Consider the following 15653-nt stretch of genomic DNA (forward strand, 5'->3'; position numbering starts at 1 on the left):
CGGACGGGCAGGAGACATCCGGTATATGGCAAACGAAACAGCGCCAGACGCGGCGAAATCGGTGATCATTGAACCGTTCGGCGAGGCCGGCGGCAGGGAGATCTCCCTCTATACCCTGACCAACAAGGCCGGGATGATGGCGAGGATCACCAATTATGGCGGTATCCTGACCCATCTCTTTGCGCCCGATGCAGACGGACGGTTCGCGGATGTCGTTCTCGGCTATGACACACTGCAGGACTACATCGACAACTCGCCCTATTTCGGCGCGCTGATCGGGCGCTATGGCAACCGCATCGGCGGCGCGTCCTTCACGTTGGACGGCAAGACCTATGCGCTGGTCAAGAGCCAGGGCGAGAACACGCTGCATGGCGGCAAGACCGGCTTTCACGGCGTCGTCTGGGATGCAGTGCCGTTTGTTGCCGACAATGGGCAGGGCCTGACCCTCAGCCATGTCAGCCCCGATGGCGATGAAGGCTTTCCCGGCACGCTCAGCGTCAGCGTCACCTATTTCCTGTCAGACAATAATGAGCTGCAGATCGACTACAAGGCGACGACGGACAAGGCGACGCCTGTCGCACTGACCCAGCACGCCTATTTCAACCTGTCCGGCGATCTGGGTTCGCCGATCACCGGGCATTTGCTGCGACTGGAAGCGGACCGGTTCACCCCGACCGATGAGACGCAGATCCCCACGGGCGACCTGGCGCCGGTGAAGGAAACGCCGTTCGATTTCCGCCGTCTGCGTGCGATCGGCGAGGAAATCGACGCCAGCGATGAGCAGCTGTCCCATGGTGCCGGCTATGACCATAATTTCGTCCTGAACCGCAAGGGCAAGGGGCTTGAGCTGGCTGCGGAAGTAGAGGAGCCGAAGTCAGGCAGGCGAATGGAGGTGCTGACGACAGAGCCCGGCGTGCAGTTCTATTCGGGCAACTTCCTTGATGACAGCTATCGCGGGAAAGGCACGGTGTTCGGCAAACGGACCGGGTTCTGTCTCGAGACCCAGCATTTCCCCGATTCACCGAACCAGCCTGATTTCCCGTCGACCATCCTGAAGCGCGGCGACACCCTGCGCTCGCAGACGCTCTATCGTTTCTCGACGGTGAAGAACCGCCGCTGAGCGCATGCGGCAGACCAACTGCAAATTTCTGCAAAAGATCAGTATTTTTTGCAGGCGATCTCGCCTAGACTGCTTCCCGCAAGCTCATGAAAACAATACCCGGGGAGGGGCCAGATGGGCGATCTGACTTTCACATTGTCGACGATCGACCTTGCGGTCATCGGTCTTTATATCGTGCTGATGGCGGTGATCGCCATTGCCGTTGCCGGTCGTAATCAGTCAGCGGAGGATTATTTCCTCGCGGGCCGGCGCTCGACCTGGCCGATCATCGGCCTGTCGCTGTTTGCGTCCAATATTTCCGGCACCACGCTGGTCGGACTGGCAGGCGAGGCCTATTCGACGGGTATCTCGGTCTACAATTATGAATGGCTTGCGGCGATTATCCTCGCCTTTTTTGCCATCTTCATCATGCCGTTCATCCTGCGCGCCCGGGTCTATACCATGCCGGAATATCTGGAGCGGCGATACGACCGGCGCATGCGCTATTACTTCTCCATTCTGACCCTGTTCCTGACCATCGTCGTAGACACGGCGGCGACGTTGTTCGCGGGCGGACTGATCCTGCAGATGATCTTCCCGGGCATTCCGGTCTGGACCATCATCGCCGGGCTGGCGCTGGTCGCCGGCGCCTATACGGTGCTGGGCGGCCTGTCGGCGGTCATGATTACCGATGCGATCCAGGCGGTGATCCTGATCGGCGGGTCGATCCTCATCTCGATCTTCGCCTTCAATGCGGCGGGCGGGCTCGACACCGTGCTCAACACCGTGCCGCAGGAGAAGCTCGGCCTGATCAAGTCGATGGACGATCCCGGCGTGCCATGGCTGGGGCTGATCACCGGCGCGCCGCTGATCGGCTTCTACTTCTGGTGTACCAACCAGTTCATGGTCCAGCGCGTGCTGTCAGCCAAGAACGAGGACCATGGCCGCTGGGGCGCGCTGTTCGCCGGTGCGCTGAAGCTTCCCACATTGTTCATCATGGTGCTGCCGGGCACTGCCGCGATCCTGCTCTATCCGGGCCTCGAGAATGGCGATCTGATCTATCCGACGCTGATGTTCGACCTGTTGCCGGCCGGTGTGCTCGGGCTGGTTCTCGCCGGTTTCCTCGCCGCGATCATGTCGCAGATCGATTCGACCCTGAACTCTTCGTCGACCATTGTCACCATGGACTTCATCCGCACACGCCATCCGGAGATGACACAGAAACAGATGGGCCAGGTCGGCCGTGTCGTGACCGTCGTTTTCCTGGTATTGTCGGTCCTGTGGGCGCCGCAGATCGAAAATTTCGGCTCGCTGTTCAAATATCTCCAGACGATCCTGTCCTATACGGTCGCGCCGATCGTCGCGCTGTTCCTCGTCGGCGGGTTCTGGAAGCGGGCCAATTCCAACGGCGCCATCGCCTCGCTTGTCGCCGGCACGGGCTGCGGCATTGTGCTGTTCGTGCTGATCGAGATCCTCGGCATCATGGATATCCACTTCCTGATCATGGCGTTCTACCTGTTCGTGATTTCGGCGGCGGCGCTGATCATCGTCAGCCTGATGACGCCAGACACGCGCCAGCCGGAGGATGTCGGCACGCTGATCTGGACTGCCGATGAACTGAAAGCCGATCTGGCGCGTCAGGAAGGCAGGCCGTTCTGGCAGAACCATTACGTGCTGACGGCGGCACTGGTTGCCGCAACGTTGGGGCTGGTCTTCCTGTTCCGGTAGGAAAATCTTTGCAAATTATTGCAATTCTTGCTCGAACTGAGGCAATGTCACGCCAGATAACGTAATGACCGGAAAAGACTGATGACGAAATCGACGAGGCTGCAGGATCTGGCAAAAGCGGCGGGGCTGTCGACGGCGACCATTTCACGGGCGCTGAACGACAACCCGAACGTCAACCAGGAGACCAAGAAGCGGGTCTGGCGGCTGGCGCAGGAGTTGAACTATTCCTTTCGCCCGCACATGCCGGCAGTGCTGTCCGGCGCCTCATCGACCATCGTCATCGTCATCCCGATGCAGCCGGGCCGCGACACGCGAACGGCGGACCCGTTCTATCTGGAACTGATCGGCGGTGTCAGCCAGGCCGCCCGCGAAGTCTCGAGCGATGTGCTGATCTCCCATCTGGCGCCGAAGAACTATGACGATCTCAGCAATCTCGTCGCCGCCAACCGGGCCGACGGGGTGATCTTCCTCGGTCAGAGTTTCCTGCATGAGCGCTTCAACCGCCTCGCCGACGACGGTAACCGCTTCGTCGTCTGGGGCGCTGAGTTGCCGGGCCAGCAATATTGCTCGGTCGGATCGGACAATGTGAAGGGAGGGCAGAAGGCGACGAACCATCTCCTGCGTCTTGGCCACGACCGTATCGCCTTTATCGGCGACCTCGACGCGCCGGAAATCGCCCAGCGCTTCCAGGGCTATCAATCGGCGCTGTCAGCGGCGGGCAAGGATGTCGACAAGGGTCTCGTCGTGTCCGGGCCGGTCGAGATCGAGGCGGCTGAATCAGGCGTGGACGGATTGTTTGCCAGCGGCCAGGAATTCGACGCGGTCTTTGCCGCCTCCGACCTCATCGCCGTTGGCGCGATCCGGGCGATCCGCCGGGCCGGGCGCAAGGTGCCGAGCGACATCGCGGTAGTCGGCTACGACAATATCCAGATCGCGCGCTATTCCAGTCCGCCATTGACGACCATCGCCCAGGACATGGCCAAGGCCGGGCGGCTGATGGTGTCGAAGCTGCTCAACTCAGCCTCGACCAGCAACGCCCTGTCGGAGCGGCTGCCGACCGATTTGATCGTACGCGACAGCTGCGGGTCGTGACGGACTGCCCGTGAGGATCAGCCGCGCCGGGCGATGAAGCCGCCGGCTGGCGGCAATTGCTGCGGCGGGTGCGTACCATCGCCGATATTGACCGCCATCTCGATGGTCCAGCCATCGCACGCCTGCCACTCAACAGTCTTTTCCGACGGATTGAACGCGCACAGCATTTCATCGCCGCAATGCGATGTGCGGATGAAGGCGACGATTGCGCCCGGTGTCTCCAAGAAGCGGATCGAACCATGGAGCAGGGCAGGCGCCATCTTGCGCAGGGCGATCAGCCGGCGCGTGAAGTTCAGCATGGAATCTTGATTGGTATCCTGCTCGTTGACCGCACACGGAACATGAGCCGGATCGACTGGCAGCCATGGCTCCGCGCTGGAGAAGCCGGCATGGGGCCTGGCGCTGTCCCACGGCACCGGCGTGCGGGCGCCATCGCGGCCCAGCGTTTCCGGCCAGTTGGTGATCGCTTCCGGGTCCTGAAGTTTTTCGAACGGCACATCGGCCTGGACGAGGCCCAGCTCCTCGCCCTGATAGAGGAAGGCGTTACCGCGCAGGCTCATCAGCAGCAGCATGGCAAAGCGGGCATAATCCTCCACCGGCACGGTGCCGGCCCAGCGCGAGACGGCGCGCGGCGCGTCGTGATTCGAGAACGCCCAGGACGGCCAGCCATCGCCCTCGCGCCAGTCCCGCGTCTTTGTACGGACGAGCTCGGCGCTCAGCGATTTTGCATACAGGTATTCAAAGCTGTAGGCGGAGTTGAGGCGGGTCTCGCCCTCGGTGAACATCTTCATCTCGGCGAGCGAATCATCGCCGCCGATCTCGGCCACCGTGAAGACGCCGTTATATTCATCGGTGAGCGTGCGGATACGCTCGAGAAAGCCCGTGATCTCCGGTTGCGACTTGGAAAAGATATGATCCTGGAAATCGAAAGGGCGTGTCGGCGGGCGGTGGAACACGCGCGCGGGCGGGTTGTCGCGCAGCTGCCGGTCATGCATGCCGAAATTCAGCGCGTCGAGGCGGAACCCGTCGACGCCGCGATCGAGCCAGTAGCGGGCCACATCCAGAAGCGCGTCCTGGACGACAGGATTGTGCAGGTTGAGGTCCGGCTGCGATTTGAGAAAATTGTGCAGGTAATATTGCCGGCGCCGCGCATCCCATTCCCATGCGACGCCACCGAAGACCGACTGCCAGTTGTTGGGCGGCGAGCCGTCTGGCTTGGGATCGGCCCAGACATACCAGTCGGCCTTGTCATTGTCGCGCGACTGGCGGCTCTCCCTGAACCAGGCATGTTCATCGGACGTATGCGAATAAACCTGGTCGATAATGACCTTCAGGCCATGGCCATGAGCCTTTTCGACCAGTTCGTCGAAATCGGCGAGGCTGCCGAACATCGGATCGACATCGCGATAGTCCGCCACGTCATAGCCGAAATCGTCCATGGGCGAGGTGAAGAAAGGCGACAGCCAGATCGCATCGACGCCGAGCGAGGCGATGTAGCCGAGTTTCTCGATGCAGCCGCGCAGGTCGCCGATGCCGTCGCCGGTCGTGTCGAGGAAACTGCGCGGATATATCTGGTAGATGACCGCGCCGCGCCACCACGTGTCAGCCATCCCGGCTTGAGGCGCAGCGTCCCGTCGCGGGGTTCTGTCGGCGAGAGTATCGGTAATGCTCATGGTCGGTCAGTTCTTTCCTGAAACGCAGATAGTATAATCAAGAGGGGGCACAGTCACGCGATAGCTCGCGGTCGTCGTCGATGCCGGCGCGCATGTGCCGGAAAGCGACGTCCAGTTGTTCGAGGCCGGATCGACCTCTACCTGGCGCGTGCGCGCGTTGGTGCCGGTGTTGAAGGTGACGAGATATTCCGCCCCCGTTTCCGCGTCGAGGCGCGACAGGGCGAGGAGGCCGCCGGGCTCGCTTTCGGCGAGGCGCAGCACCTGCGCGCCGCGGCGCAGGGCAGGGTGCGCCTGGTGGAGCGCGGCCATCCCGGCCGTGGCACGATAGAGCGGATGGGTGGTGTCGAAATTCCCGATGGCTGTCGTCGCGTCGGTGCCGATCAGATTGTTGTCATTGTAGATCTCGACCCGGGACGGGAACATGTCCTCGCGCGCATCCTGGTCGCCATCATCGCCGGTGAAACCCTGCTCGTCGCCATAGTAAATGGTGGGTACGCCGCGGGCGAAGAACATCATCGCGTGGCCGAGCTTGAGGCGGGCGAGCAGCTCCTCCTCGCTTGCTTGCGGCAGGGATTCGCTGAGGAAACGCCCGAACCGGCCCATGTCGTGATTGCCGGTGAAGACAGGCAGCTGCAAGGCGGTATCGGGCCCATGCTTGTAAAGAGCATCCTGCATGAACAGGTCTGCGAAGGCGAGGGGCGCCTTGCCGTCGGCGAGCACGTCGCGCACCGCCTGCTGGAAACCGAAGTCGAGAACGGCGGGGTAACCGTCACGACGCGTATAGACCGCAAGCTCGCCCGGGGTATGCAACGCGACCTCGCCGAAAATATGGAAATTGGGTTTGCCCTCCTTGGCGGCGTGATCGAGGATCGCCGGGATGAAGGCATGCCAGAATTCCGGCGCGACATGGCGCGCCGTGTCGACACGATAGCCGTCGATATCGAACTCGCTGATCCACCAGCTGAAGATCTCAATCATGCCGGCGACGACGCGAGGGTCTTCGGTATTCAGGTCATCAAGGCCGAAGAAGTCGCCATAGAGCGAGCTTTCGCCGGAGAAATAGGAATTGCCGCGATTGTGATAAACAGACAGATCGTTCAGCCAGGCCGGGACCTTGATGTCTTTCTCGCTGTCCGGCACGAAAGGCGTGTAGGCAAAGGTCTGATCTGTCAGCCGCTCGAAATTCTCCGCCATCTGCCATGGCGGCTGGTCGCCCATGAAACCATCATTGATCGCCGCGCCATCGGCCAGTCCGCGGGTTGTGAACGGGTAAGTCGCCTTGTCGCGATAGGGACAGAAGCTGTCCGGCTCGCGCTCTCCCGCGAAATCCGGGTCGTGACACTCCCGGTACTGAATGACATCGGCGGTATGATTGACGATGATATCGAGATAGACTTTCATCCCGCGCGCATGGGCGGCATCGACGAGGGCCTTCATGTCGTCATTGGTGCCGAAATGCGGGTCGATCTGTGTGAAGTCGGTGATCCAGTAGCCGTGATAGCCGGCCGATTCCTGTCCCGGCGGACCCTGCACGACCTTGTTCTTGTAGATCGGGCCGAGCCAGATCGCGGTGGCGCCAAGACCCTCGATGTAATCGAGCCGGGCTGTCAGCCCCTTCAGGTCGCCGCCATGGAACATGCCCTTGTGGGTCGGGTCGAAGCCGGTCGCCAGCCTGCCGCCGGAAAGTCCGCCCTCGTCATTCGAAGGGTCGGCATTCTCGAACCGGTCGGGCAGCACGAAATAGATGATCTCGTCTTGCGGCAGACGCTCCTGCCAAGGCTGGATGTTCTCCGCTGCGGCGGGTAGCGCCACGGTCAGCGGCGCTGGTGCGAGCGACATCAGGGCGATCGCTGTGTATGGCAGGAATCTCATCGGGCGCCTCCCGGGCCTGTGCCGCGCTGCGTCATGCGTGCGGCGTGTTGTTCTTTCTCGACACTATCATGACAGCAAGAAAATTGCAAAAAATTACAAGAAATGGCAAGAAAAATACGCGGCGCCACTCGCCGAGAAAACGGAGATTAGCGCTAACATACGCTCAATTTCGTGCGCTATCAGGGTAGGATTGCCTCGGCGGGTCCGCCGCACACAGGAGTCGTACGGAAAAATACTGTCCAAATATTGCAAAAAATTGTAGGGTCGTATACTGTTGGGAAAAATGGCGATTGCCGCAAGAATAAGGTGGGGATAATCCCCGGAGGAAACGCAAGGGATGGCCGGGCACTGCCATTCGGGGGTCTGGAAGACGGGCCCTGGAAAGCGAGGCCCTGTCACGAGCATCCTCCATCGACGCTGTAACCGACTGGATGCAATCATGATCTTTTCTGCCAGAGTTCTGCTTGCGACGATAGCCGCGCTCCTGTGCCTGCCCTCTGCTGTCCTTGCTATGCAGGGTGACGAGGCCGGCCGTTCCGTTTCATCGCCTGACGGGAGGCTCGTCGTTGCCGTCGACGTAACTGGCGAGGGCGTGCCGCAATATGGCGTTGCCTATGGCGGGGAGATGGTGATTGCGCCATCGCGCCTCGGCATGCGCTTCGCGGCGATGAAGGGTTTCGATGAGGGTTTTGCCATCGTCGGTTCCAGCGCCGGCAGCGCGGACGAGACATGGGAACAGCCGTGGGGCGAGCGGCGCTTCGTGCGCGATCATCACAACGAGCTGGTTGTCAACTTCGCCGCCGATGACGGGCGCAGTTTCAATGTCCGCTTCCGCGCCTTCGATGACGGCATCGGCTTCCGTTACGAAGTGCCGGCGCAACAGGGCTATGACGCTGTCACCATCGTCGATGAGCTGACCGAGTTCCGCGTGGCCGAGGCGAGCACTGCGTGGTGGATCCCCTCGCGCGGCTGGAACCGGTACGAATATCTCTATGAGACGACCGGGCTTGAGGAAATGGACATCGTCCATACGCCGGTAACCTTCCGCATGCCGTCGGGCATTCATCTGTCCGTCCACGAGGCGGCGCTGGTCGATTATGCGGCGATGTCGCTGAAGCAATACCGGCCGGGTATCTTCGCCGCCGATCTCGCGCCGTCCGCAACGGCCGCTGGCGTGGTGAAGAAGGGACCATTCACGACGCCATGGCGGACCATCCAGGTCGCGCCGGACGCCGCCGGTCTCGTCAATTCCGATCTGATCCTGAATCTCAACGAGCCGAACAGGCTGGGCGACGTCTCCTGGGTCGAGCCCGGAAAATATGTCGGCATCTGGTGGGCGATGCATATCAATGACCGCTCGTGGGGCACTGACTTCATCCATGGCGCAACGACGGACGAGACCAAACGCTATATCGATTTTGCCGCCGAGAACGGCTTTGACGGCGTGCTGGTCGAGGGCTGGAATACCGGCTGGGATGGTGACTGGTTCAACAATGGCGATGTCTTCAGCTTCACCGAGACCTATCCGGATTTCGACCTCAGGGAAGTGGCCGACTACGCCCTGTCGAAAGGTGTCCGCCTCGTCGGGCACCACGAGACGTCCGGCAATATCACCAATTACGAAAGGCAGATGGCCGACGCCTATGATCTGTATGAGGATCATGGCGTGCGTCAGGTCAAGACCGGCTATGTCGCCGATGGCGGCGATGCCAAATGGGTCGACGACACGGGGGTCGCCCATTATGAATGGCATGACGGCCAGAAAATGGTGAACCATTACATTCATTCCGTGACCGAAGCGGCCAAGCGCAAGATCTCCATCAATACCCATGAGCCGATCAAGGATACCGGCCTGCGCCGGACATATCCGAACTGGATCACGCGGGAAGGCGCGCGCGGGCAGGAATACAATGCCTGGGGCCAGCCGCCGAACCCGCCGGAGCATACGGCGATCCTGCCCTATACGCGCATGCTGTCCGGGCCGATGGACTTCACGCCGGGCATTTTCGACCTGATGCCGAACGAGCGCCCGCAGCTGGAGGGTGCCGCGCCGAGGCATTCGACCGCCTCGCGGGTCGAAACGACGCTGGCCAAGCAGCTGGCGCTATATGTGACGATCTACAGCCCGATCCAGATGGCCGCCGACCTGCCGGAGAATTACGAGGCGCGGCCGGAACCGTTCCAGTTCATCAGGGATGTGCCGGCCGACTGGGAAGAGTCCATCGCGCTGGCTGGCGCGGTCGGCGATTACCTCGTCATCGCCCGGCAGGAGCGCGGCAGTGATGACTGGTTCCTCGGCGCCGTTACCGACGAGGAGGCGCGCAATATCAGCCAACCCCTGAGCTTCCTGACCGACGGGGTGACCTACAGGGCTGAATATTATCTCGATGCGGACGATGCCGACTGGGAAACCAATCCCTATGCCATGGATATCGGTTCGCGCGCGGTGACATCAGAGACGGTGATGGAGCTGCCGCTCGCTCCGGGTGGCGGTGCGGCGGTGCGTTTTTATCCGATGAACGACGAATAGTCCGGTGCAGCCGGTGCGGGGCGGCTCCCACTCCCGCACCGGCTCAGAAATTTCGAAGGAGAGAGAGACCATGAAAACAACCCTGCTTGCCGTTTCCCTGATTGCCCTTGTCGCTGCCTGTTCCGCTGAAGAGGGGAGTGACGGCGCTGCCAGTGACGCCGTTGACCGGAATGCGGCGTCGGTCGCGCCTGGCGCGCCGGGAAGAGCGTCGGTCTGGGCCTATTCCGGCAAGACGGGGATTGGCACCTCCTATGAGGCCTATACCGATGGCGCCTATAGCGATGGCGGCGAAACCGGCGCGATATCGAAAGTCTGGTTTTCACTGGCCGAAGGCATCATCACCGAGACCATGGCCGGGCTGATCCATGAGGCGCAGCTGAAGGATATGAAATTCGCCATTGCGGGCGAGGGTGCGGACGGCGGCTATGTCGACATTGAGGGTGCGGACACGGATTTCGACATTTCCTATCTGCATACGGATGCTGAAGGCCGGCCATTGTCGCTTGCCTATCGTGTGGTCACCCGAGACCGAGACGGCAAATTTGAAATCGAGAAGCACATCTTCACCGATCCGGGCCGCGACACCCTGTTCGTGCGGGCTGTGGTGCGCGCGCTCGATGGCGCCGTGACGCCTTACCTGCTGGTCAATCCGCATGTCTCCAACACTGGCGATGATGACATGGCGGCGGTTACGGCCGATGCGCTGCAGGCGTGGGACGACAAGGGTGCTGTCAGCGTGCTGACGGGCGGCGCGTTTGCTGCCACCTCCGCAGGGTTTGTCGGCTCGTCAGCCGGCGAAACGCAGCTTGCGGAGACGGGCGCCCTCGAACCCTATCAGTCGACCGGCGACACGCCGGGGAATGTCGCTTTGGCGGCAGCGTTCGACCCCGTCTCCGGCGAGGCTGTCTATGACCTTGCCGTCGGCTTCGGTGCTGACAGGGAAGCGAGCATGGCCGCAGCCGAGGCGACCCTCGCTGATGGCTATGACACGATCCTTGCGCGATACAATGGCGAAGGCGACGCCGTCGGCTGGGAGGACTATATCGCTTCCCTCGACGCCCTGCCGCGCCTTGCGACCATGGCCCGCGACGGCGGTGATCTTGCCTATGCCAGCGCGCTCGTCCTCAAGGCACAGGAAGACAAAACCCATGCCGGGGCACTGATCGCGTCCTTGTCCAATCCGTGGGGCGACACGACGCCCGCCGCGACATCGTCGACGGGCTACAAGGCCGTGTGGCCGCGCGACTTTTATCAGGTGGCGATGGCGTTTCTTGCCATGGGCGATCCGGAGACGGCCAAGGTCGCATTCGATTATTTCGACCAGATCCAGGTCGATGACGAGATGGAAGGCAATACCGGCGCAGGCGGATGGTTCCTGCAGAAGACCCATGTCAACGGCACGCGCGAATGGGTGTCGGTCCAGCTCGACCAGACGGCGATGCCGGTCATGCTCGGCTGGAAGCTGTGGCAGGCAGGCGTGATCGCCGATGACCAGCTTGCCGGCTATTATGACGGCATGCTGAAGCCAGCCGCCGATTTCCTTGTCGATGGCGGCACGGTCGGGCTCGACTGGAACAACGAGACGATCACCCCGCCGGCGACCCAGCAGGAGCGCTGGGAAGAACAGGCTGGCTATTCGCCCTCGACGACCGCAGCCATCATCACCGGGCTCGTCGCCGCCGCCGACATGGCGGAGGCGCTCGAGCGCCCGCAAGATGCGCAGAGATATCTCGCCGCCGCCGATGCCTATGAGGCGTCGATCGAGGAGACGATGTTCACCACCAATGGCGCCTGGAACGAGGGCGAGGCTGATGGGCGTTATTTCATCCGTATCACCCGCAATGACAATCCCAATGACAAGGCCGCAACCGGCGGTGCCAATGGTCAGGAGGGCGTGGCCGAGGACCTGATGGTCGATGGCGGCTTCCTGGAGCTGGTGCGTTATGGCGTGCGCAGCGCCGATGCGCCATCCATCGTCGACAGCTTGCCGGAACTGGACGACCAGACCCGCGATGACCATTACCGCGTCAGATATGATTTCACCTTCGAGGGCGAGCCCGGCACCTATCCCGGCTGGCGGCGCTATGGCAATGACGGCTATGGCGAGACCGTGACGGGCATCAACTATGGCGAGGGCGGGCAGATGCGCGCCGGGCAACGCGGACGGGTCTGGCCGTTCTTCACCGGTGAGCGCGGCCATTACGAGCTGGCCGCCGGGGCGGCGACTGACGAGATTCGCGCGACCTATGTGCGCGGCATGGAGCTGTTCGCCAATGAAGGCCTGATGCTGCCCGAGCAGGTCTGGGACGGTGTCGGCGACCGCACCCGCCATGATTACGTGATGGGTGAGGGCACCGATTCGGCAACACCGCTGGCCTGGACGCATGCGGAATATATCAAGCTGCTGCGGTCCGCCGCAGATCAGGCGGTCTGGGACCGCTACGATATCGTAGCGGATCGGTACCGGACGGAAGAGTAGCGGCGATAGCGCTATCAGGGGCGGGCCCCGCGCCCCGTTTGCGCAACCGCGCCTGTCTTGTAACAACTTTTGCAAAAAATTACATAAACACAAAACTCCAATAAAGCGCGGCAATTTGGAGCAAGAGACTTTGGTAGCGCTAAAACTGATGCGCTGTTGTAGCATTTATGTAACGTACAACGCTCGTCCAGAGCTTTATGCAGTTCCTATACTGTCGCCTTTATTGACAAAATTACATAAATTTGCAAAAACATCCTTACCCGCTCTGTCAGAAATGCGGTGATCCATACGGGAGGACATTATGGAAACGAAATTCAAATTTGGCCGGGCAGGCCTGATGACCGGGACCGGTCTGGCGCTGATGCTCATGGCTGCACCGGGCGCCTATGCGCAGGATGATGACAACACCGCCGAAGCTCAGGAAGAGCAGGCTTCCGAAGATACCATCATCGTCACCGGTATCCGCCGGTCACTCACCGATTCCATCGCTGCCAAGAAAAACAGCTCGTCGATCGTCGAGGCGGTCTCCGCCGAGGATATCGGCAAGCTGCCGGACGTCTCCATTGCCGAATCGCTTGCCCGCCTGCCGGGTCTGACTGCCCAGCGCCTCAATGGCCGCGGGCAGGTCATTTCAGTTCGCGGTCTCGCACCCGACTTCACAACGGCCCTCCTAAACGGCCGCGAACAGCTGTCGACATCCGACAACCGCTCTGTCGAGTTCGATCAGTATCCGTCGGAACTGATTCAGCAGGTCGTCATCTACAAGACGCCCGACGCCGCCCTGATCGGTCAGGGCCTGGCCGGCACCGCCGACCTGCGCACGGTCCGGCCGCTGGAACAAAATGGCCGTACCATTGCCTTCAACCTGCGCGGCGAGACCAACGAGTACGGCGCCCTGAATTCCGGCACGGAAGATACCGGCTATCGCTTCAGTGCGGCCTATTTCGATCAGTCGGCCAATGGTGAATGGGGCTGGGCGCTTGGCTATGCCTCGACGAAGTCCCCGTCCCAGGGCGAGCGCTACAATGCCTGGGGCTATCCAAACCTGCCGGCTGATTTCGATGCGAGCACGCCGCTGATCCTTGGTGGTGCCAAGCCTTACGTGCAGTCGAACGAGCTCAAGCGCGACGGCCTGATCGGCGTTCTGCAATACGAGCCGAGCGAGACCTTCTCCTCGACCCTCGACGCCTATTATTCCGAGTTCGAGGAAACCCAGACCCTGCGCGGCATCGAGCTGCCGCTGTTCTGGGGCGGGATTAATCCGGACCCGGGCTATACGGTCGAGGATGGCCTCGTCACCTCCGGCACGTTCGATGGCGTTGTCGGCGTCGTCCGCAACGACCTGAACCAGCGCGATGCCGAGCTGTTCTCCATCGGCTGGAACACGCAGACCCAGCTGTCTGATAACTGGGCGCTGGAAACGGACATCGCCCGGTCCACCGTCGACCGCACCGACATGATCCTCGAGACCTATGCCGGTACCGGCTACAACCTGTCCGGTCCGCGCGACACGCTGGGCTTCGTCACCAGCTCCAGCGGTACGGTCTTCGACAGCATTCTCGACTATTCCGATCCGAACCTGATCGTGCTGACCAGCCCGCAAGGCTGGGGCACAGACGCGGCGGCCGGCCGTCCAAACGGGCAGGCGGGCTTCCTCAACATGCCGTCGATCGAGGACGAGCTGACGTCGCTGCGCGCCAGTATGACCCGCGAGATGACCGGGCCGATTTCATCGGTCGAATTCGGCGTGAACTATTCCGACCGGTCGAAGGAAAAGGTCGCGGACGAATTGTTCATCCTGCTCGCCAATGGCGCGGCGGAACTGACGATCCCGTCCAACCTGCTGCTCGAGCCGACGGATCTCGACTATCTCGGCCTCGGCCCGATGGTCAGCTTCGATCCGCTGGCGGCGCTCAACAGCGGCATCTATGACCTCGACCCCAACACCAATGCCGATGTCGTGACCAAGAGCTGGACGGTCGAGGAGCAATTGCTGACCGTCTATGCCATGGCCAATGTCGACACGATGGCCGGCCCGTTCCCGCTCAGCGGCAATTTCGGCGTCCAGGTCATCCAGGCGGAGCAAAGCTCCACCGGGGCACAGGCGGCGGGGTTCGAGCCGAACGTCTTTATCGAGACGGTCGAGGATGGCACTGAGTACACGGAATTCTATCCAAGTGCGAACTTCCAGTTCGAACTGACCGACAACACCTTCCTGCGCACGGCTGTCGCCCGCACCGTCGCCCGTCCACGGATGGACCAGATGCGTGCCTCGGTCGAGGTCAGCCGCAACGAAGGCAATATCGACAGCACCGACCCGAATAACGCGTTCTGGAGCGCCTTTGGCGGCAACCCGCAGCTGGAGCCGTGGACCGCATGGGCATACGACCTGTCTCTGGAGCGCTATTTCGGCACCAGCGGCTATGTCTCGGCTGCCCTGTTTTACAAGGACCTGGAGAACTACATCTATGACCAGGGCGAGGTATTCGACTTCGGTGGGTTGCCGCCGGGTACGGATGAAGAGCCCGCGACCACACTCGGTCTGATCACGCGTCCGGCCAATGGCGAGGGCGGCTCGATCTACGGTTTGGAAATTGCCGGCTCGATCACCGGTGAAATGATCCATCCGGTCCTTGACGGCTTCGGTGTCATTGCATCCGCTTCTTTCACGGAAAGCGAGATCGAGCCGAACGGTCCGGGCACGGATTCCTCCCTGCCGGGTCTGTCCGAAACGGTCGCCAACCTGACGCTCTACTATGAGAAGAACGGCTTCCAGGCCCGGATCTCGGATCGTTACCGGTCTGACTTCCTCGGCGAGGTTTCCGGCTTCGGCAATGGCCGCGACTATACGACGGTCGAAGCTGAATCGGTCATCGATGCCCAGCTTGGCTATGACTTCCAGGATGGTCCGCTTGCTGGACTGGGCCTCCTGTTCCAGGTGCAGAACCTGACCGACCAGGAGTTCGTCACATTCTACAATGAGGACGAGCGCCAGGTCCGCGACTTCCAGCAATACGGTCGGACTTATCTGTTCGGTATCGACTATAAGTTCAACTAAATCCCTTACCTCTCTGACCTATGCCCCGCCGGTTCGTCCGGCGGGGTTTTTTCATATGTGGAGGACGCGTCTGCCTTGCGCATTGGCCGGGAGCGGAAAGTTGGCATAGGCTGGGGCCGGAA

The 15653-nt window shown here is 61.5% G+C and carries 8 protein-coding genes; 6 read left to right on the forward strand and 2 right to left on the reverse strand.

Annotation, left to right across the window (positions count from 1 at the left end; genetic code table 11):
• Positions 1 to 25: 25 nt before the first annotated feature.
• The 3 genes from IEV88_RS01900 to IEV88_RS01910 all read left to right on the forward strand — a co-directional run bounded on the left by IEV88_RS01900 (position 26) and on the right by IEV88_RS01910 (position 3919).
• On the forward strand, positions 26 to 1120 hold the full coding sequence (locus IEV88_RS01900; RefSeq protein WP_188159602.1) for an aldose epimerase family protein: 1095 nt from the start codon (positions 26 to 28) through the stop codon (positions 1118 to 1120).
• 114 nt (positions 1121 to 1234) lie between these two features.
• Positions 1235 to 2827 carry a sodium:solute symporter gene (locus IEV88_RS01905; RefSeq protein ID WP_188159603.1) on the forward strand — a complete coding sequence of 531 codons (1593 nt, stop codon included), beginning with the start codon at positions 1235 to 1237 and terminating at the stop codon, positions 2825 to 2827.
• Between the two features lie 81 nt (positions 2828 to 2908).
• Positions 2909 to 3919, forward strand: coding sequence for a LacI family DNA-binding transcriptional regulator (locus IEV88_RS01910; protein ID WP_188159604.1), 1011 nt, complete (start codon positions 2909 to 2911; stop codon positions 3917 to 3919).
• 17 nt (positions 3920 to 3936) lie between these two features.
• Here the strand turns inward: IEV88_RS01910 and IEV88_RS01915 are convergent, their stop codons facing one another.
• Both IEV88_RS01915 and IEV88_RS01920 read right to left on the reverse strand, forming a co-directional pair.
• Positions 3937 to 5529, reverse strand: coding sequence for an alpha-glucosidase (locus tag IEV88_RS01915; protein ID WP_188160510.1), 1593 nt, complete (start codon positions 5527 to 5529; stop codon positions 3937 to 3939).
• Between the two features lie 69 nt (positions 5530 to 5598).
• On the reverse strand, positions 5599 to 7464 hold the full coding sequence (locus IEV88_RS01920) for an alpha-amylase family glycosyl hydrolase (protein WP_188159605.1): 1866 nt from the start codon (positions 7462 to 7464) through the stop codon (positions 5599 to 5601).
• A gap of 439 nt (positions 7465 to 7903) precedes the next feature.
• On the opposite strand from IEV88_RS01920, the gene IEV88_RS01925 reads away from it, so the two are divergent.
• The 3 genes from IEV88_RS01925 (at position 7904) to IEV88_RS01935 (ending at position 15531) form a co-directional block, all read left to right on the forward strand.
• The gene (locus tag IEV88_RS01925) at positions 7904 to 9994 is read left to right on the forward strand and encodes a glycoside hydrolase family 97 protein (protein ID WP_188159606.1); all 2091 of its coding nucleotides are present in this window, start codon (positions 7904 to 7906) and stop codon (positions 9992 to 9994) included.
• Positions 9995 to 10064: 70 nt separating this feature from the next.
• Positions 10065 to 12473, forward strand: a complete 2409-nt coding sequence (locus IEV88_RS01930) for a glucan 1,4-alpha-glucosidase (RefSeq protein WP_188159607.1) — start codon at positions 10065 to 10067, stop codon at positions 12471 to 12473.
• A 301-nt stretch (positions 12474 to 12774) separates the two neighbouring features.
• On the forward strand, positions 12775 to 15531 hold the full coding sequence (locus IEV88_RS01935; RefSeq protein WP_188159608.1) for a TonB-dependent receptor: 2757 nt from the start codon (positions 12775 to 12777) through the stop codon (positions 15529 to 15531).
• Positions 15532 to 15653: the final 122 nt, after the last annotated feature.

This window comes from Aquisalinus flavus (genome assembly GCF_014640095.1).
Classification (GTDB): Bacteria; Pseudomonadota; Alphaproteobacteria; order Caulobacterales; family Parvularculaceae; genus Aquisalinus; species Aquisalinus flavus.